The following is a 19,379-nucleotide window of genomic DNA, read 5'->3' as shown; positions in this document are numbered from 1 at the left end:
CGTTGCGGATGATGTCGTTCTCTTTCTTTTCCAAGGACGGACGGCCACGCTTGACAATTCATAAAAATCGAACTCCGTGAAAGGAAGATCGGGTGATATTTCAGAGAAATTTTGTACCTTAGCCATGCAGATTAATTTTTGCGATACCTCCAAATTTGGCTTTTCTAGGGCAATTGGAGGTATTCTTTTTATCTTTAGCTAAGATACAAATTTTATATTACATTGGCAATCAATTCATTATAAAGTTTTATTCTTTTTACGACAGTCCCTACTTTACTCGACCAGTTCCAAAAGAATATGTATCATTCTCTTTTCGAACTGGTCTTGCGATTCTGCCGTTTTTTGCGTGCCGGGGGAAAACAAAAAATCCCGATTTCGCTTGGAAATCAGGATTTTACTGTCTTTTGCTTTTCTTCAATGTGGTGCCACCAGGAATCGAACCGGGGACACAAGGATTTTCAGTCCTTTGCTCTACCATCTGAGCTATGGCACCTTTATTTTTGCGTGTGCAAAGGTAATGGATTTGTTTGAATCTACCAAATTTATCGTTTACTTTTCTATCGAAAAGCATAGCCATGAAGTGGTGACAGGGAGTCACAAACGAGCCGACTCCTTGTTTATCAGACTCATAAATATATCGGGAGAAGAGTGCAAGTTTTTAATCTCGCCTCTTCTCCCGGGTATATTTTACAGCGGCCGGTATGGCTTACTCTTCCTCTTCGGCGAGCGAATTCCAACCTTGAGCCCGCAGGGTTATCTCGACATCGTCGCGGGTAATCATGCAACAGCCCAAGTCGGGTTTGGTGATGTGGCCTATCACCCGAATGCCGGGGATGGCGGCGACGGTGTCGTGCTTCTCGAGGGGTACGGTGAAGAGCAATTCGTAGTCTTCGCCTCCGTTGAGGGCGGCGGTGACGAGGTTCATGTTGAACTCGGTGGCCATGGTGGCCGTCTGGTAGTCGATGGGGATGCGGTCTTCGTAGATGCGGCACCCGACATGGCTCTGCGAACAGATGTGGAGCAGCTCGGAGGAGAGGCCGTCGGAGACGTCCATCATGGCGGTGGGCACGATTCCGGCCTTGTCGAGCTCTTCGATAATGTCTTTGCGGGCCTCGGGTTTCAACTGGCGTTCGAGCAGGTATTCGTGACCTTCGAATGCGGGTTTGAAATCGGTCTCGCCGGCAAAGACGCGCTTCTCGCGCTCGAGCAGTTGCAGCCCCATGTAGGCGGCACCCAGGTCGCCGCTCACGCAGATGAGGTCGTTCTCGCGGGCGCCGTTGCGATAGACAATCTTATCGGGGTCGCTCTCGCCGATGCAGGTGATGCTGATGGTGAGGCCGGTCATCGAGGCCGAGGTGTCGCCGCCCACCAGATCGACTCCGTAGATGTCGCAGGCGAGTTGTATGCCGGCGTAGAGCTCCTCGAGATTCTCGACCGAAAAGCGTTTCGACACGCCCAGCGAGACGGTTATCTGCCGCGGGGTCCCGTTCATGGCGTAGATGTCGGAGAAGTTGACTACGGCCGATTTGTACCCCAGGTGTTTTAGGGGCACGTAGGTGAGGTCGAAGTGGACCCCCTCGAGCAGCAGGTCGGTGGTGACCAGCACGCGCTTGCCCGCATAGTCGAGCACGGCGGCATCGTCGCCCACCCCTTTCAGCGACGAGGCGTTTTTGAGTTGTATCTGCTTCGTCAGGTGGTCAATCAGTCCAAACTCGCCCAACGTAGCTATTTCGGTTCGTTTTTCTTCCATAGGTATAGCCGGCAAAGCCCACGACGCTCATGGGCTTTGCTCTGTTTTTATCGGTTGATACTTAAAATTGTTCTACCAGTTCCTTCATGATGAAGGTCATTTTGGGCTGAGCGGCAGCGGCGGCCTTCTGCACCTCCTCGTGCGAGCACTTCTCCACAATGCCCTCGACGCCCAGGTCGGTGATGACCGACACGGCAAATACCTCGATACCGGCATGACGGGCCACGATTACCTCGGGCACGGTGCTCATGCCCACGGCATCGCCACCGATGATGCGGAAGTAGCGATACTCGGCCGGCGTCTCGAACGTGGGACCTTGCGTGCCCACATAGACACCCTGCTGTACCTTGATGTCGTTCTTCTCGGCAATTTCGAGGGCCTTGGCAATAAGCCGATGCGAATAGGCCTCGCTCATGTCGGGGAAACGCACGCCCAGCTCGTTGTAGTTACGGCCGTGCAGCGGATGCTCGGGGAAGAGGTTGATGTGGTCGCGGATAATCATGATGTCGCCGATGGCAAAGTCGGGGTTCATGCCTCCGGCCGCGTTGGAGACAAAGAGGTGTTCGATGCCCAACTCTTTCATCACCCGCACGGGGAAAGTCACCTGCTTCATGTCATATCCCTCATAGAAATGGAAACGGCCTTGCATAGCCATCACATCTTTTTTACCGAGCTTCCCGAAGATAAGTTTTCCCTGATGCCCCTCGACAGTCGACACGGGGAAATTGGGGATTTCGGTATAGGGAATTTCGGTCTTGTCGGTAATATGGTTTACCAACTCGCCCAACCCCGTACCCAATATGATAGCGGTCTTAGGCAGTACCTGCACCTTCGAGGCAATGTAGGCAGCTGTTTCTTTAATCTTTTCAATCATCGCGTAACTATTTTGGTAAATAACAAAGTTTGCAAATATAGTGAAAGGCGAGAGCAGAGGCAAATAGAAAACATAGTTTTCAACTTTTGACTATGCCGAGCCGACTCCTATATTCTACAAATATAGTGAATGGTGAGCGCAAAGACAAATAGAATAACAGGTTTTCAAATTTCGTGCTCCCTCCAAATCGGATTTTAAACGAGATTCCATATCCTCTACATATATAATAATGAGCACAGCAAAGCCCGACGTTCCTTGATTTTGCAAAAAAAGACAGAGGACTCTTCGCTCCCCACATAACGCCTGCGGCGATGTTTTTGAGGAGACCCGATTCTCTTTTTTCTTAAATTTCAATAAATAATCACCGGATAAAGTCTTTTCTCGCTATCTTTACAAAAGATAGTGAAAAGCGGGTGTAAACAGGAGAGAATCGCCGTAATTCAAGAGTTGTTCTGCCAAGCCGCTTTCTATCTTCCATAAAGATAATACCATCGAAGATGAAACGTATTCTACTCGGTCTCGTAGCCCTGATATGGGGGCATATACTCCTTGCCGACAGCATGGGCGGTACACTGACCGAATTACAATTCGAATCGGGAAGCATCAATCGCAGTTACAAACTCTATCGCCCGGCCCATCTATCGCCCGGGGCACCGCTGGTTTTCGTGCTTCACGGCTACGGCGGCAGTGCCGACCCCGAGAGATTCGGCATGGATTCCATCGCCGACAAATACGGGTTTGCCGTGTGCTATCCCCAAGGCGAGCGCGACAAGCGGGGCAAGACATGCTGGAATGTGGGCTACCCCTTTCAGGACGACATGACCATCGACGATGTGGCATTCGTCTGCGAACTGGCTCAACACCTGCAGCAGACCTATAGACTGAGTGCCCGCAACACCTTCTGCACAGGCTATTCCAACGGTGGCGAAATGTGCTATCTGCTGGCCTATAAATGTCCCCAAGTGTTCAAGGCGGTAGCCCCTATCGCCGGGCTTACGCTCGAATGGATGTACCGGGAGCTGGAAGCCGACCGACCTATCCCGCTGCTCGAAATCCACGGCACGAAAGACAAAACCTCGATGTGGAACGGCGACCCCGAGAACCGAGGAGGTTGGGGCGAATACATTGCCGTACCTCTGGCCGTGAGCTACTGGGCTACCCAAAATCGATGCACCCACGAGGAGACCGACACGATAGCCTCACTCAATCCCGAGTCGGGCCACTCGATTATCCGCCACAAATATGTAGGCGGCACCGACGGCCACGAGGTGTGGCTCTACGAAATCACAGGCGGAACCCACTCGTGGGGCGAGAAAGACCTGGTCACGGGCGAACACATCTGGCAATTCTTCAGCCGCTTTGTCGAACCCGAAAAAACGGCAGTACCCCAGCCGGCAACACGCTAACGACTATTCAATTATCATTCTTAAATAAAATTCATCATGTTCACAAAAATCAAATGCTTATTCGTGCTTTTAGCAATCATTGCCATCTCGGCAAGTGGAAAAGAGAAATACCCTCCTTTGCGGGTGGGCTGTTCCATCGGTTTCAACGCAGTCGACTACAACCGTCTCAAAACCATGAAAGAGGCCGGCATCGACTGTATAGAGATATCGTTGGGTGCCGGAATTTTTACCAATAAGGAGAAAAGCGACGAAGAGATTACGGCCCGCATGAAGAGCGCCCGACAGGCTGCCGACTCGGCCGGTATCGAAATCTGGTCGATACACATGCCTTTCGGCAAAGAGATTGACCTCTCGCAAAGCGACGAAACAATCAGACAGAGTACCGTAGCCCTGCAACGGCGTATTCTGCGGTTCTGCAAGATACTGCAACCCCGGGTTATCCTCTTTCACCCCAGCTGGTATTTGGGACTCAACGAACGCCCCAAACGCATCGCCCAACTCTTGCGCTCGGTCAACGAACTTAACCCCTTGGTCAAAGAAGCCGGCGCCATCATGGTCATCGAGAATATGCTCGGTCACGAATTGCTTCGCAACGAGAAATACGAACGTCCGTTGTGCCGTACGGTCGAAGAGGTAGAGCTGATTATGAAACAGATGCCCAGCGATGTCTATTCGGCCGTCGACATGAACCACATCGACAACCCCGAACGGCTCATCGAAGCCATGGGCAACCGGGTGAAGACTCTACATGTCTCTGACGGGAACGGCCGGGCCGAATGCCACTACATGCCCAACCCCTGCAGCGGGAAAGGCGACAACGATTGGAACCTGATACAACAGGCTCTCTATAACGCCGAATACACGGGGCCCTTCATGTACGAGGTCAACTCAAAAGAGTACAACAATCCGCAAGAGCTCTACGAGTGCTACCAAATGCTCTATCGTGCGTTCATCGAATCGATTCAACAGAAACAATAAATAACGACCTATGAAAGATTTGAGCAGCATCTTGTCGCATTTTGCCTTGGAAGGCAAAGTTGCCGAAATAAAACCGCTGGGTGCGGGCCTCATCAATGACTCGTACAAGGTGACCACCACACCGCCCGAGGCACCCGACTATGTGCTGCAACGCATCAACCACACCATCTTCACCAACGTGGATATGCTCCAGAACAACTTCTACCAGGTGACGACCCACATCCGGCACAAACTCGAGGCCCGGGGCGAGACCGACATCGACCGCAAGGTGCTCACCCTCATCCCCACGAAAGACCATAAGCTCTACTACTTCGACGGCGAGAGCTACTGGCGGGTGCTCATCTTTATCCACAACGCCAAGAGCTACGATGCCGTAACCCCCGAATACTCCTACTATGCGGGGCAGGCCTTCGGCGATTTCCAGGCCATGCTCTCCGACATCCCGGTAGAGTTGGGCGAGACGATTCCCGACTTTCACAACATGGAGTTCCGCCTGAAACAGTTGCGCGAAGCCGTGGCCGCCGACCCCGTGGGACGAGTGGCCGAGGTGCAACCGCTGCTCGACGAAATCGAGAAACGGGCCGACGCCATGTGTCTGGCCGAACGGCTGCACCGCGAGGGCAAGCTGCCCAAGCGTATCTGCCACTGCGACACGAAGGTAAACAACATGATGTTCGACGAGAACGGCCGGGTGCTGTGCGTAATCGACCTCGACACGGTGATGCCCAGCTACATCTTCTCCGACTTCGGCGACTTCATGCGCACCGCCGCCAACACCGGCGAGGAGGACGACAAGAATCTGGACCACGTCAACTTCAACATGGAGATTTTCAAGGCCTTCACCAAGGGCTACCTGGAGACGGCTCGCGTATTCCTGACCGATGTCGAAATCGACAACCTGCCCTACGCCGCCACCCTCTTCCCCTACATGCAGGCCGTGCGGTTCCTCGCCGACTACATCAACGGCGATACCTACTACAAAATCAAGTATCCCGACCACAACCTGGTGCGTACCCGCGCGCAGTTCAAGCTGCTGCAAAGTGCCGAGGCTGCCGTACCAGCCATGAAAGCCTACATCGACGAGTGCCTGGGGCGGTGATTCCATGCCGCCGTCCTGCGGTCGTGAACCGTTGTAGCGGATTATGAATTTTCAAAGGTACGGGGTCGTATCGGGAACATCGGTTTTCCATGCGGCCCCGCATTCTCATCCACCCGACAAAAAGATTATTTCAGATGTTTAAAGATACCGTGATGACGGAAGAGAAGAGAAAATCGATCAGAGGTCTGATTTATGCCGTAGTATCGTCGGCCACATTCGGCCTTGTACCCCTCTTTGCCATACCAGCCTTGAAGGCCGGGGTGTCGGTCAACTCGGTGGTATTCTACCGGTTTGCCATATCGGCCCTGCTGGTAGGGCTCGTGCTGCTGGCCCGGCGCGAGAGCTTCCGTATCGCGAAGCGGCAACTGCCGGTCATTGCCGGCTTTGCCCTGCTCTACGCCGCCACCTCGTTCCTGCTCACACAGTCGTACCTCTACATACCCAGCGGACTGGCCACCACACTGCACTTTCTCTACCCGGTACTGGTGACGATATTGATGGTCGTCCTTTTCAAGGAGCGGCTCTCGGTGCCCGTTGCCGTGGCCACGCTGCTGGCCCTGGGCGGCATCTACCTGCTGAGCGGGAGCAACGGCAGTGAGGTGAACCCTACGGGCATGGCCCTGGCGCTGACTACCGTACTCACCTACGCCTCGTATATCGTGGGGCTTAACCGCTCGAGCATCGGCCGTATCGACAGCCTGAAGCTCACCTTCTACATCCTCTCGACCGGGAGTCTCTTTTTCCTCGTCAACCTGCTGGTGCGAGGCGAAGGGCTGGCTCCCATCCCGTCGTGGAAGAGCGGCATCGACCTCTTCATGCTGGCGTTGGTGCCCACACTCATCTCCAACCTCACCCTCATCCTGGCCGTCAAACATATAGGCTCTACTACCACCGCCGTGCTGGGCTGCATGGAGCCGCTCACCGCCGTGATCATGGGCATCCTCTTCCTGGGCGAGAGTTGCAGCCGTGTGCAGGCCTGGGGTATCGGCATCATACTCGTGGCCGTCACCACGGTTATCGTGGCCCGCAATCCCGAAGAGCTGAAAAAGGTGTGGCAACGGGCCCCGCGATGGTTCCGCAAAGGGTCGTCACGCATGAGGCGATGAATGCAAATGCGACGTGGGGGCACGGCTGCCGCGATTCTCGGCAATCTCTACCGCGTAAACCCCGACACAGATGAGCACCATGGCCAGAATCTGGGTCCAACTGAAACGGTCCTGTCCCGTGAGAAACGAGACAATCGAAGCCACCATGAGAATGAGATAGCCGTAGATGGCGACCACCGTCGTCTTCAGATACCGCAGCCCGACGGGCACCAGCAGATAGCTCAGCACCGTGGGGAATATCAACACAAACAGCAACGCCACCAGTGGCCACAGGTGGAGCGGCGACTCGAACAACGGGGCATCATAGCCGGTAAAGGCCATCACAATCAAGCTCGACACAGCCGCCCCCGAAAAGGTGTAGCGCATGAGGGTATAGGTGCCCGTACGCTTCAGAAACTGGTTGCTCAACACCAGATAGATGGCATAGATGACCGAGCTCATCAGGCAGAAGAGATTACCGGCCAACGCATCGGAGGCGAGGTCGTCGCTCTTCTGGGTGAGGATGCAGAGCATGGCGCCCCCCAACCCCACCAGAATACCCACCACCTTGAGCAGCGTGATGCGCTCGTGCATGAAGAGCACCGATATGACGAAGACCCAGATGGGCTGCATCGAGGTAAAGATGGCGGCCGAGACCGGGGTAGTCTTGCTCAGCCCCATCAGATAGGAAAACATGTAGCCATAGATGCCCACGGCTCCCAGCAGGAAGAGTATCCACTTGTCGCGGGTCGAGGCCTTTTCGGGCCGGGCAAAAAAGCCGAGAATCCAGAAAGCCACGGCGGCAAACACGCACCGGAAGGTAGCCCCGGTAAGCGGGGCAAGCCACAGGGGCAACAGGTAGTGCAGGGCGTTCACGTTCAAGCCGCCGAAGACCTTCGACACCACCATGGCCCAGTTGGCCATCGCTACTTTACTACGCATCATCTTCATGGCTGTATGGGATTAGCGGGAGCATCGTCGAACAGGAACGAGTGCCGTTTCCAATAGGCCCACACCACCGCCAGCAGCGTGATACCCAGGTTGAGTTCAAAGGCAAACCGCTGGGTGCGAATGTGGAAGAGCGACTGGAGGGCATCGATAATCACCGGGCAAAGCAGTATGGCCAGGTAGTTCATGGCCATGACCAGCGCCAGGGCAAAGGTTGCCCGCGAGGCATCGGCCACCCGGGTAGTCTGGTCGTAAATGACGGGTTGCATTACCCCATAGCCCAACCCGATGAATACCGCCCCGACGGCCAATACCCACTCGCTGGACGACAGCAGAACAAGCAACAGCCCTATGGCAATGCTGACCAGACTCGTAAACTTGGTGAGCGACCCCAGAAACGACAACACGGGATTGAGGAAGAAGCCGGGCAACATGATGGCCAGAAAGAAGAGCGAGATGATAAAGCCCGACGCCCCCGTATCGAAATGGTACTCTTTCATCAGGAAGGGCAGGTTGAAGCTGACGATAATCACCAGATAGGTGATGAGTCCATAGAAGGCCATCAGCCCCACGAGCCGCCCCGTGTCGATGCGTCCGGTCGAGCTCTGGGCCACCGGCCGGGCCGAAGTCGAATCGCCCTTGAGCGAGAAGGAGAGCAGCAGCGAAAGCACGGGAGCCAGATAGACGACAAAGGGCAAGTGCCAGTTCACCTCGGCCAGATAGCCGGTGAGCATCGTGGCCAATACCAGCGTGACGTTGGTGATGGCCGAGCTCAACCCGAACTGCTGCGTGCGGTATCGCCCCGTGAAATGGCGCGAGATGAGGCCTGTCGAGAGCGGCACGATGATGCCCGCCCCGATACCCAGCAGGGCACTCACGGCAATCAACTGCCACATCTGCCCCGAGAAGAGGTAGAGCACCCCGCTCAAGGCAAAGACCACCAGCCCCACCTGCAACAGCAGCACGTTGTTCACCCGCTCGGTGAGTTTGCCCGAGAGCAGGATGAAGGGTATCGTCAGCAACGAAGGCAACGAGGTGAGCAACTGTATGTCAAACTCGGACGCGTGGGGAAAGATGGTGGACAACTGCCCCAGAATGGGCGAAACCGCCAGCCCCGGCAAAGCGCTCAAGGCCGATATGGACCATATCCCCAACAGTGTAATGAGCGGAATCGTACCCCGCCCGGTTTCAATTTTCATAGTCTTGCAGTTTTCGGCCGGCATCCCTGCCGACCCGTTTACAGGGTGAGAACAATCTACACCCCCGAAAGTTTATCGCCCCCTTTTTTAACAAGTGCCAAATTGTGCAGGAATTGCCCCCGCGCACTAAACATTCACCCGGTCGGGACTGTTGTCTCATGCAGAAGCCGTCCTCCCCCGGGAGTGCCGGATTCGCAGATTTCATTCATTAAAAACTTTATACAATGAGAGATTTTAGTTTAAGAGAAGGAGATGCCAAAACGAGCATCTTCGGGTCCGACGAAATGTTGAAACCTTCACCCGTAGAGCGCATACCCGATGCACCTACCACCCCCGAAATCGCCTACCAGATGGTCAAGGACGAGACCTTTGCCCAGACTCAACCCCGCCTCAACCTGGCCACCTTCGTCACCACCTACATGGACAAGTATGCCACCAAGCTGATGAACGAGGCCATCAACATCAACTACATCGACGAGACGGAGTATCCCCGCATTGCCGTGATGAACGCCAAGTGCATCAACATCATGGCCAACCTGTGGAACTCGCCCGAGGAGGCCAAATGGAAAAGCGGCGCCGTGGCCATAGGTTCGTCCGAGGCTTGTATGCTGGGCGGTGTGGCCGCCTGGTTGCGCTGGCGCAAGAAACGTCAGGCCCAGGGCAAACCCTCCGACAAGCCCAACTTTGTCATCTCATCGGCCTACCAGATTGTGTGGGAGAAGTTTGCCCAACTGTGGCAAATCGAGATGCGCGAGGTTCCGCTCACGCTCGACAAACCTACCCTCGACCCGGAAGAGGCCCTCAAGATGTGCGACGAAAATACCATCTGCATCGTGCCCATCGAGGGGGTTACCTGGACGGGGCTGAACGACGACGTGGAGCGGCTCGACCACCTGCTCGACGCCTATAACAAAAAGACCGGCTACGACATCCCCATACACGTCGACGCCGCCTCGGGCGGATTCATCCTGCCCTTCCTCGAACCGCACAAGAAGTGGGACTTCCGCCTGAAGTGGGTACTCTCCATCAGCACCTCGGGCCACAAGTTCGGCCTGGTCTATCCCGGTCTGGGGTGGGTCGTATGGCGCGACAAGAAGTATCTGCCCGACGACATGTCGTTCAGCGTCAACTACCTGGGTGCCGACATCACGCAAGTGGGACTCAACTTCTCGCGTCCCGCCGCACAGATTCTGGGCCAGTACTACCAGTTCATCCGGTTGGGATTCCAGGGCTACAAGGCCATCCAGTACAACAGCATGCAGATTACCCAATACCTGCACGACGAGATTGGCAAGATGAAACCCTTTGTCAATTACAGCGACCGGGTAGAGAACCCGCTCTTCATCTGGTACATGCACCCCGACTATGCCAAGAATGCCAAGTGGACCCTGTATGACCTGCAAGACCGTCTGCGCCAAAGCGGCTGGATGGTACCCGCCTACTCGCTGCCCAAGAGCGTAGAGAGCTACGTGGTCATGCGTATCGTCGTGCGCCAGGGCTTCAGCCGCGACATGGCCGACATGTTGCTCAAAGACATCTGCGACGCCGTGGCCGACCTCGAGAAACTCGAGTATCCTACCCCCACCCGCATCGCCCAGGAGAAAAATATCGAGGTCGAAAGCACCATGTTCACCCACACGGGCTATCGCCGCAAATCCAAAAAGTAACGGTTATGAAAAAGGTTATTTCGATTGCTCAAATCGAGCAAACCCTGCACGAGGCCCACAACCTCTACCACAACAACCACGACGGCAAGAATGCCGACTACATTCCCTATCTGGCCGGCATCGACAGCCAGCTGTTCGGCATAAGCGTGTGCCTCACCAACGGGCATCTCATCGAGGTGGGCGACACCCAGTACCGGTTCGGCATCGAATCGGTCTCGAAGGTACACACCGCCATTCTGGTGCTGCGCCAGTACGGGGCCGACAAACTGCTCTCGATGATCGGGGCCGATGCCACAGGGTTGCCCTTCAACTCGATTGTGGCCATCCTGCTCGAGAACGACCACCCCTCTACCCCGCTGGTCAACGCCGGTGCCATATCGGCGTGCAGCATGGTGCAGCCGACCGGCAACGCCCAGGCCAAGTGGGAGGCCATCGTCGAGAACATCACTCAACTCTCGGGCAGTGCTCCCGTCCTGATCGACGAGCTCTACAAGTCGGAGTCGGACACCAACTTCAACAACCGCTCCATCGCCTGGCTGTTGAAAAACTACAGCCGCATCTACGACGACCCCGACCTGTCGCTCGACCTCTACACCCGCCAATGCTCACTGGGCATCACCGCCCAACAGCTGGCCATCTGCGGAGCCACCATCGCCAACAAAGGGGTCAACCCCAAGACGAACCAACAGGTGTTCGAGGCATCACTGGCCTCCAAGATTACCTCGCTCATCTCGACCGTAGGTTTCTACGAGCACACGGGCGACTGGCTCTACACGTCGGGGCTGCCGGCCAAGTCGGGCGTAGGCGGCGGCATCCTGGGCGTACTGCCGGGCGTGATGGGCATCTCGGCCTTTGCCCCGCCTATCGACGAGGCCGGCAACTCGGTCAAGGCCCAACTGGCCATTCGCTACATCATGAACAAGCTGGGTCTCTCGGTATTCAGCGGCGACTCGGTGATTGTCTCGGCCTGACCGGCAATCGCTTCCATACAAAACAAGAGAGCCGGGTGCAATGGCACCCGGCTCTCTTGCTGTATCTGGCTCGTAGAGTCACGCATCGTCCTTGCGCTGGGCAGCCTGTTGGGCCCAGTTGGTCACATAGACGGTAAAGATGGGAAACATCATCATGCCCAGAGCCGCCAGCACAACCGACAGAATTTTGCCGGTAGCCGTGACCGCATAGATATTCGACCCTACGGTAGTCACATCCATAAAGGCCCACCAAAGGGCATCGGTATAGTGTACGACCAGCGGATTGACATCATGCTCGATGACAAAGAAGAGCAGACTCGAGAAGTAGACCGTGGCCAACAGCATGGTGAGATACGACACCAACAGACTCGACGCCCGGTTGCGGGTGAACCACCCCACCACGATGGCCAGTGCGTAGCCGCTCCGCACCAGCGGGATGAACCGCAGGAAGTAGCCGGCCTGGGGCGAGAAGTCGACGTGCATGTAGGTGATGATGTTGAGATAGGGTATCGACACGAGGAAGAAGATGAAATGGCTCTTCAGATACCGCCACTTGTGGGGCGAGAGCACCAGCTCGAGCAGGAAGTCGAACATGAAGAAGGTGCACACCCACAACTGCACGGTCATGTAGTTGCCTTGGTTGAGAAACGAGAGGTTGCGAAACGTATCGACCGAAATGGTAATGATGAGAAACACCGACAGCACCAGAATAGCGATGTGCAGGGCGCCATAGACTTTCGATTCATACCGTCGCCACCCCGACGGAGAAGTTTGTTTTTCCATTTTTTCTTTCTTTATAATTTCATGCCGGTAAAACAACAACCGCCCGATGTTTGTTTATCTGCATGAATGTGGCTGCTCCACCACGACAAACTTAATTCAAAACGTATATGGCAAACATCGGTAAATCTGTCAAACTGGGCGTATTTACGCTCGCTATCATGAATGTAACGGCGGTCGTCTCGCTGCGCGGACTGCCGGCCGAGGCCGAATATGGCGTAAGCTCGGCCTTCTATTATCTATTTGCCGCACTGGTATTCCTCATTCCCACGGCTCTGGTAGCCGCCGAACTGGCCGCCATGTTCCAGGACAAGCAGGGCGGTGTGTTCCGCTGGGTGGGCGAAGCCTTCGGCAAGAAGGCCGGCTTCCTAGCCATCTGGCTGCAATGGATCGAGAGTACTATCTGGTATCCTACGGTACTGACCTTCGGCGCCGTGGCCATCGCCTTCATCGGCATGGACCACACGGGCGACATGCTGCTGGCCTCGAACCGTTTCTACACCCTGGCGGTGGTGCTGTTCATCTACTGGCTGGCCACCTTCATCTCGCTGAAGGGGCTCGACTGGGTAGGCAAGGTGGCCAAGGTGGGCGGTCTGGTGGGTACCATCATTCCGGCCGGGCTGCTGGTGGTTCTGGCCATCGTCTATCTGGCCATGGGCGGCAAGTCGCAGATGGACTTCTCGGGGAGCTTCCTGCCCGACTTCTCCAACTTCGACAACCTGGTGCTGGCCGCCAGCATCTTCCTCTTCTATGCCGGTATGGAGATGGGCGGTATCCACGTGAAAGACATCAACAACCCCTCGAAAAACTACCCCAAGGCGGTATTCATCGGCTCGGCCATCACAGTGCTCATCTTTGTGCTGGGTACCTTTGCACTGGGTATCATCATCCCGCAAAAAGACATCAACCTCACCCAGAGTCTGCTGGTCGGATTCGACAACTATTTCAACTTCATCAAGGCCTCGTGGCTCTCGCCGGTCATTGCCATCGCGCTCGCCTTCGGTGTGCTGGCCGGTGTGCTCACCTGGGTGGCCGGCCCTTCGAAAGGTATCTTTGCCGTGGGCCGCGCCGGGTATCTGCCCCCTTTCTTCCAGAAGACCAACAAGATAGGCGTACAGAAAAACATCCTCTACCTGCAAGGTGCCGCCGTCACACTGCTGAGTCTGCTCTTCGTGGTGATGCCCTCGGTGCAGAGTTTCTACCAAATCATGTCGCAACTCACGGTGGTGCTCTACCTCATCATGTACATGCTCATGTTCTCGGCTGCCATCTACCTGCGGTACAACATGAAGAAGAGCAACCGCCCGTTCCGCATCGGCAGCAAAGGCAACGGCATGATGTGGTTCATCGGCGGCCTGGGATTCCTGGGCTCCCTGCTGGCCTTCGTGCTCAGCTTCATACCCCCCAGCCAGATTTCGGTAGGCAGCAACGCCGTGTGGTTCTCGGTGCTCATTATCGGTACCCTCGTCGTGGTGATTGCCCCCTTCATCATCTACGCGTCGCGTAAACCCAGCTGGACCAACAAGGAGAGCCAGTTCGAACCCTTCCACTGGGAGGAGACCGCTGCCCCGACCACAACTCACCCCCAAAACTCGCAACCCACAGGGGCTACTCCGTCGGCATCCGGTCGAGGGGCTACCGCTTCAGCCCAACCGACTCCGGCATCACAACCTCATTCGAAACCGACCGCACCGACAACCGACCCGAATGCCGGAACGAAAGGCTCTACCCCGCCTCAACCGTAAACGGTCTCGCTACAAACCCATACGAAAAAGCCGGCGTCCTCTTCTCGAAGACGTCGGCTTTTCATGCGTTCAATGATCCTTATGCCATCACTCGGCCGGCTTGACATTCCACACAAAGAGTGCCAGCACAAACGAGAGGATGGAAGCTCCTATCCAGAAAATCGATACGGGCAGGAAATCGTAAGTGACCACATCGCCCGATACCGTTTTGAAGTTCTCGATGAGCGTACCCGAAATGACATCCTGCAGACCGGCGGCTATGTAGCTGGCCATGCCCACTACACCCAAGGCTGCCCCCGTAGCGTTGCGAGGAACGATGTCGACCGCCATCAGTCCGCCCAGGAAGCAGATGAGCACCCCGATAGCCACCCCGAAGAGCACCATGCTGATGACATTCAGCACCAGACTGTCGCCGCCCAGCAGGAAGAGGGAGAGCGCTATGGTGTTGAGCACCCCGAAGATAAAGGCCGGCATGTTGCGCTTGCCCTTGAAAAACTTGTCGGAGAACCACCCCGAAAGCACCGTGCCGAAGATACCCAGCAGGGCATTGATGCCGATAACCGTCGTGGCCAGTTCGAGCGAATAGCCCTTCTCCATCTCGAGGAAACGCACGCCCCAACTGTTCACCGCATAGCGGCTCACATACATGAAGGCACTGGCCAGAGCCAGAATCCACACGTAGGGATTGCGCAAAACGCCTTTCTGCGCCTTGTCGGTCGACTCCTTGGGCGGATTGCCCACATGGGGCAACCCCTTGCTCTCGGGGCTGTCGTGCAGGAAGAAGATGATGATAAGCACTCCTATCGCCCCCGCTATGAACGAGCCCATGAACCCGGCCTGCCAGCCCAGCCAGCCGACTACCGACCCGACAAAGATGAAGGAGAAGAACTCACCCAGATTGTGGCTTGCACTGAAGAAACCGTAGTAGGTTCCCCGCTCCTTGGGCGAAAACCAGCGCGACAGGGCTATGATGGCAGGGCCCGCACCCATCGACTGCGACCAGCCGTTGAGGGCCCACATGATGAAAAAGCAGACAAAGAAGGCCATCGACGACAACCCGATGAGACCTTTGGCCATACCCAACACTCCCACGATGAGGTTGGCAATGGACGAGACGATGAGCCCCGTAGCCATAAACCGCTTGATATTGGAGTGGTCGGCCATGAAACTATTCACAAACTTACCGATGGCATAGGCAAACAGCAACGCCGAGCCCACGATGCCCAGCTGTTGGTCGTTGAGCATACCGCTCTCGACTATGGGGGTCTTCACCACATTCAGCCCGGTGCGGCATACGTAATACAGACTGTACCCCAGGGTTCCCGCAAAAAAACTTTGCAATCTCAATTTCTTCGTCAACTTGGCAGCCTCTTCATCGGTAAGCGATGCCGGCCTCTCGGCCGGGGGCAATGCCCGATAAAAGTCGACGACTTTTCCCAGCATTTTTTTCAACATTTCTCTAGCGCTTTAATTAGATTTAATAATGTGTGTTTCGTTGTTTTTCGCTTTCGTTTCGTTTTATACGCAAATATAAAAAATATACCTGACAATCGGGCTATCTTTCTCCTCGAAATATACTCATCGGACACAATTCTCCAAGCCTCAGGTATAAGCAACCTTTTTCTCCATGCAGCGATTGCAGAGTGCTACGACACAAACCGATAACGAAAAACCTTCTTTTTCCTTTGTTCTTCGCCCGGTTTGATTTATCTTTGAAGTGGTGACCCTGACAAGCAAAACAGACTGCCCCAAACAGCAAAACCATGAATGTACATCTCCTCCTTACTATTCTGGTTATCGTGCTTTGTGCCGGTTCGTGCGTGGCCCAATCGTGGTACACGGGTGAGGAGCCGCTGCGCCGAGCTGTAATTCAAAAAGATGTTTTATCGGATTGTAACCGCAATGCCGACGGCGATGTGGTGAACGTAGTATCTACCGGCATTGTTCCGGGCGAAGGAATGCGTCCGTCCATCACGGTCGAGCTGGCCAATCGCCACAACCGAACGGGCAGAAAGTATGCAGTCTATCGGGTCGACGACTCCGGGAAGAGCCGGCGGGCTGGTTCGGTGAAGAGACCGGTGTGGGGCGTGGTATGGGGATACCGCAATAACCAAAACTACCACGCCGTACTGATGCGGGCCGGAAACGACGACTTCTACGGCTACCAGCTGCCCGAACTGCAATTTACCATCCTGACCGTAGCCGATGGCGACACCTTGGTTCACTCCCATTGGCAGCGAATCGCCTCATCGGCCATCCGCCCCGAGACCGACTACAACCGGCTGCACATTGTCCCTACCCAGGGCGGATACGAAATCTTGCTGGGCGACGAGCGCGAATGCCGCATCGGCTTTTGCCGCGACGACCGCCTCTTTGGCGACCGGGCGGGTATCTACGTGGGGCGCGGAGCCTGTGTTGAGCTGAAGTCGTGGAAGGTTACACCGTGCGAATATCCCGAACGACAGGTCGTCTGGGAACCCGAAGCCCTGAACGAGTACCTGCGCCACAGCACCGACCCCACCGAAGGGGTCTATGAATTCCTGCAAGCCTCCTCGTCGAGCCTCAACACCCGACTGGGCGGCAACTACCGGTTGGCCCTGGTGGCTAACGGGACCAACTACCTGCTCGTCTACGAGAGCGGGGCCCAGCGATTCAACGACCAATGGCAAACGGGCATGGTGAAGGCGGTACTGCGACCGACAGGACTCGCCAACCTCTTCGACGTCACCTGGTTCGATGCCGAACACAAACCGCTCAAAGAGGGGGTAAAGGCCATGATAGGCGACAACGGGGTACTTACCCTCCACTTCAGCCGCGAGGGAGTAATCATCGAATGGAACCGGGCCTTCGGTCCCAAAGAGCAGGCTCGGGACGCCCGGCAATCCGACGGGAACTACCCCACCCCCGGCTCGTCTGTCATTCCCTAATCCCTGCCCCTCACGCAACGGAGTCTCCCGTATCGGCCGCGCAGAGAGAGAGTCTGCGGTCACATCCTCCCCCCCTGTTTCCCTGCAAACGCAAACAACAAGGGCGGCCCCGCTGTCGGAACCGCCCTGTGCAGTATGGTTGAACTTGTATTCGTCTCGATTAGTACGAGCGGGCAAAGAGCACGCGGCGAGCCGACGGCTTGCCGGTAACCATGCAGACGCCCGGCGTGGTATCGCCATCGAACGGGATACAGCGAATCGTCGCCTTGGTCTCCTCCTTGATGCGCTCCTCGGTCTCGGTCGTGCCGTCCCAGTGAGCCAGGATAAAGCCGCCCTCCTCGATCTTCTCTTTGAACTCGTCGTAGCTGTCGACCGTAATGGTGTGCTCCTGACGGAACTTGAGAGCCTTCTGGAAGATATTGGCCTGTATCTCGTCGAGCAGACCTTTTACAACCTGCTCGATGTTGTCGACGGGCAATGTCTCTTTTTCGAGCGTATCGCGGCGCATCACCTCTACGGTGCCGTTCTCGAGGTCGCGGGCTCCCATGACCAGACGCACGGGCACACCCTTCAGCTCATAGTCGGCAAACTTGAAGCCCGGGCGTTTATTGTCGGCGTTGTCGTATTTGACCGAGATACCCATGGCGCGCAACTTGCCGGCGATTTCGTCGGCCTTCACGTCGATGGCGTGCAGTTGCTCGGCATTCTTGTAGATGGGGATAATCACCACCTGGATGGGAGCCAGTTTCGGCGGCAACACCAGACCGTTGTCGTCGCTGTGGGTCATGATAAGGGCACCCATCAGACGGGTAGATACGCCCCACGAGGTAGCCCACACATATTCGAGCTCGTTGTTCTTGTTGATGAACTGCACGTCGAATGCCTTGGCGAAGTTCTGCCCCAGGAAGTGCGACGTACCCGACTGCAGGGCCTTGCCGTCCTGCATCATGGCCTCGATGGTATAGGTATCGAGGGCACCGGCAAAACGCTCGTTGGCCGATTTCACACCCTTGATTACCGGCACGGCCATGAAGTTCTCGGCAAAGTCGGCATAAACCTCGAGCATGCGACGAGCCTCGGCCTCGGCCTCCTCGCGGGTAGCGTGGGCGGTGTGCCCCTCTTGCCACAAAAACTCGGCCGTACGCAGGAAGAGGCGGGTACGCATCTCCCAGCGGAACACGTTGGCCCACTGGTTGCACAGGATGGGCAGGTCGCGATAGGAGTGAATCCAGTTTTTATAGGTGTTCCAGATAATGGTCTCGGAGGTAGGACGGATGATGAGCTCCTCCTCGAGTTTGGCGGCGGGGTCTACCACTACGCCCGTGCCGTCGGGGTTGGTTTTCAAGCGGTAGTGAGTCACTACGGCGCACTCTTTGGCAAAGCCCTCTACGTGCTCGGCCTCGCGGCTCAGGAACGATTTCGGAATCAACAACGGGAAGTAGGCATTCACGTGGCCCGTCGCCTTGAACATGTCGTCGAGCTGGCGTTGCATCTTCTCCCAAATTGCATATCCATAGGGCTTGATTACCATACAGCCCCGCACGGCCGACTGTTCTGCCAAGTCGGCCTTTACCACCAAGTCGTTGTACCATTGCGAATAGTTATCGGCACGCTTGGTCAATTCTTTCAACTCTTTTGCCATTATTTTATGCTGTTTGTTTATTGACACGAAAAAACTCTCCCCTGCCCCAAGCAAAGGATTTGCCTCAATAGAGAAAGGCGGGTAAAAAATCAAACAGAAACAACCGTTTTCTGCGTTTGACCATGCCCGGCCACGCCCTATTTACGGCTTGCAAAGATAGTGAAAGGTGAGCGGAGAGTCAAAAGAAAAACGGAGTTTTTCAGTTTTGACTATCCCGAACCGTATCCTATCTTATCCGAAGATGGCAGAAAGGTGAGCGAAGAGTCAAAAGAAAAACGGAGTTTTTCAGTTTTTGACTATCCCGAACC

At 55.7% G+C, this 19,379-nt stretch carries 15 protein-coding genes and 1 tRNA gene; 8 read left to right on the top strand and 8 right to left on the bottom strand.

Annotated features, from left to right (window positions below; all coding sequences use genetic code 11):
- Window positions 1-420 precede the first annotated feature (420 nt).
- The 3 genes from Q1K76_RS11575 to Q1K76_RS11565 form a co-directional block, all read right to left on the bottom strand.
- Window positions 421-493, bottom strand: a tRNA-Phe gene (locus tag Q1K76_RS11575).
- 213 nt (window positions 494-706) lie between these two features.
- A complete protein-coding gene (thiL, locus tag Q1K76_RS11570; RefSeq protein WP_300133549.1) occupies window positions 707-1,750 on the bottom strand; it encodes a thiamine-phosphate kinase in 1,044 nt (347 codons plus the stop codon).
- A gap of 61 nt (window positions 1,751-1,811) precedes the next feature.
- Complete coding sequence (locus Q1K76_RS11565) at window positions 1,812-2,624, bottom strand: purine-nucleoside phosphorylase (RefSeq protein ID WP_087408408.1); 813 nt, start codon at window positions 2,622-2,624, stop codon at window positions 1,812-1,814.
- Window positions 2,625-3,121: 497 nt separating this feature from the next.
- Here Q1K76_RS11565 and Q1K76_RS11560 point away from each other — a divergent pair, with 497 nt between their 5' ends.
- The 4 genes from Q1K76_RS11560 to Q1K76_RS11545 all read left to right on the top strand — a co-directional run bounded on the left by Q1K76_RS11560 (window position 3,122) and on the right by Q1K76_RS11545 (window position 7,213).
- Window positions 3,122-4,030 (top strand): PHB depolymerase family esterase, encoded by a 909-nt coding sequence (locus Q1K76_RS11560; RefSeq protein WP_300133545.1) that lies wholly within the window; start codon window positions 3,122-3,124, stop codon window positions 4,028-4,030.
- Between the two features lie 36 nt (window positions 4,031-4,066).
- The gene (locus Q1K76_RS11555; RefSeq protein WP_300133542.1) at window positions 4,067-5,008 is read left to right on the top strand and encodes a sugar phosphate isomerase/epimerase; all 942 of its coding nucleotides are present in this window, start codon (window positions 4,067-4,069) and stop codon (window positions 5,006-5,008) included.
- 10 nt (window positions 5,009-5,018) lie between these two features.
- Window positions 5,019-6,107: an aminoglycoside phosphotransferase family protein gene (locus Q1K76_RS11550; protein ID WP_300133540.1), complete on the top strand. Its 1,089-nt coding sequence runs from the start codon at window positions 5,019-5,021 to the stop codon at window positions 6,105-6,107.
- A 134-nt stretch (window positions 6,108-6,241) separates the two neighbouring features.
- Entirely contained in the window at window positions 6,242-7,213 is a 972-nt protein-coding gene (locus tag Q1K76_RS11545; RefSeq protein ID WP_300133537.1) for a DMT family transporter, read from the top strand.
- Here Q1K76_RS11545 and Q1K76_RS11540 read toward each other — a convergent pair.
- Together Q1K76_RS11540 and Q1K76_RS11535 are read right to left on the bottom strand one after the other, a co-directional pair.
- On the bottom strand, window positions 7,196-8,134 hold the full coding sequence (locus Q1K76_RS11540; protein WP_298664026.1) for a DMT family transporter: 939 nt from the start codon (window positions 8,132-8,134) through the stop codon (window positions 7,196-7,198). The genes Q1K76_RS11545 and Q1K76_RS11540 overlap by 18 nt on opposite strands.
- A gap of 5 nt (window positions 8,135-8,139) precedes the next feature.
- On the bottom strand, window positions 8,140-9,339 hold the full coding sequence (locus Q1K76_RS11535) for an MFS transporter (protein ID WP_258327116.1): 1,200 nt from the start codon (window positions 9,337-9,339) through the stop codon (window positions 8,140-8,142).
- Between the two features lie 224 nt (window positions 9,340-9,563).
- Here Q1K76_RS11535 and Q1K76_RS11530 point away from each other — a divergent pair, with 224 nt between their 5' ends.
- Together Q1K76_RS11530 and glsA are read left to right on the top strand one after the other, a co-directional pair.
- A complete protein-coding gene (locus Q1K76_RS11530; RefSeq protein WP_300133534.1) occupies window positions 9,564-11,006 on the top strand; it encodes a glutamate decarboxylase in 1,443 nt (480 codons plus the stop codon).
- A gap of 5 nt (window positions 11,007-11,011) precedes the next feature.
- Window positions 11,012-11,977: a glutaminase A gene (gene glsA, locus Q1K76_RS11525; protein ID WP_298664002.1), complete on the top strand. Its 966-nt coding sequence runs from the start codon at window positions 11,012-11,014 to the stop codon at window positions 11,975-11,977.
- A 78-nt stretch (window positions 11,978-12,055) separates the two neighbouring features.
- Here glsA and Q1K76_RS11520 read toward each other — a convergent pair whose 3' ends face one another.
- Window positions 12,056-12,760 carry a potassium channel family protein gene (locus Q1K76_RS11520; RefSeq protein ID WP_300133532.1) on the bottom strand — a complete coding sequence of 235 codons (705 nt, stop codon included), beginning with the start codon at window positions 12,758-12,760 and terminating at the stop codon, window positions 12,056-12,058.
- 107 nt (window positions 12,761-12,867) lie between these two features.
- On the opposite strand from Q1K76_RS11520, the gene gadC reads away from it, so the two are divergent.
- On the top strand, window positions 12,868-14,502 hold the full coding sequence (gadC, locus tag Q1K76_RS11515) for a putative glutamine/gamma-aminobutyrate antiporter GadC (protein ID WP_258327113.1): 1,635 nt from the start codon (window positions 12,868-12,870) through the stop codon (window positions 14,500-14,502).
- A gap of 87 nt (window positions 14,503-14,589) precedes the next feature.
- On the opposite strand, the gene Q1K76_RS11510 is transcribed toward gadC, so the two are convergent.
- Complete coding sequence (locus tag Q1K76_RS11510; RefSeq protein ID WP_300133529.1) at window positions 14,590-15,957, bottom strand: MFS transporter; 1,368 nt, start codon at window positions 15,955-15,957, stop codon at window positions 14,590-14,592.
- 308 nt (window positions 15,958-16,265) lie between these two features.
- On the opposite strand from Q1K76_RS11510, the gene Q1K76_RS11505 reads away from it, so the two are divergent.
- The gene (locus Q1K76_RS11505; protein ID WP_300133526.1) at window positions 16,266-17,429 is read left to right on the top strand and encodes a hypothetical protein; all 1,164 of its coding nucleotides are present in this window, start codon (window positions 16,266-16,268) and stop codon (window positions 17,427-17,429) included.
- A gap of 160 nt (window positions 17,430-17,589) precedes the next feature.
- On the opposite strand, the gene proS is transcribed toward Q1K76_RS11505, so the two are convergent.
- Window positions 17,590-19,071, bottom strand: coding sequence for a proline--tRNA ligase (gene proS / locus Q1K76_RS11500; RefSeq protein ID WP_258327110.1), 1,482 nt, complete (start codon window positions 19,069-19,071; stop codon window positions 17,590-17,592).
- Between the last annotated feature and the right edge of the window lie 308 nt (window positions 19,072-19,379).

This window comes from uncultured Barnesiella sp., assembly GCF_946496565.1.
Lineage (GTDB): Bacteria > Bacteroidota > Bacteroidia > Bacteroidales > Barnesiellaceae > Barnesiella > Barnesiella merdigallinarum.
Note: the sequence above shows the minus strand (reverse complement) of the source record. Positions and strands in the feature narration are given on the sequence as shown.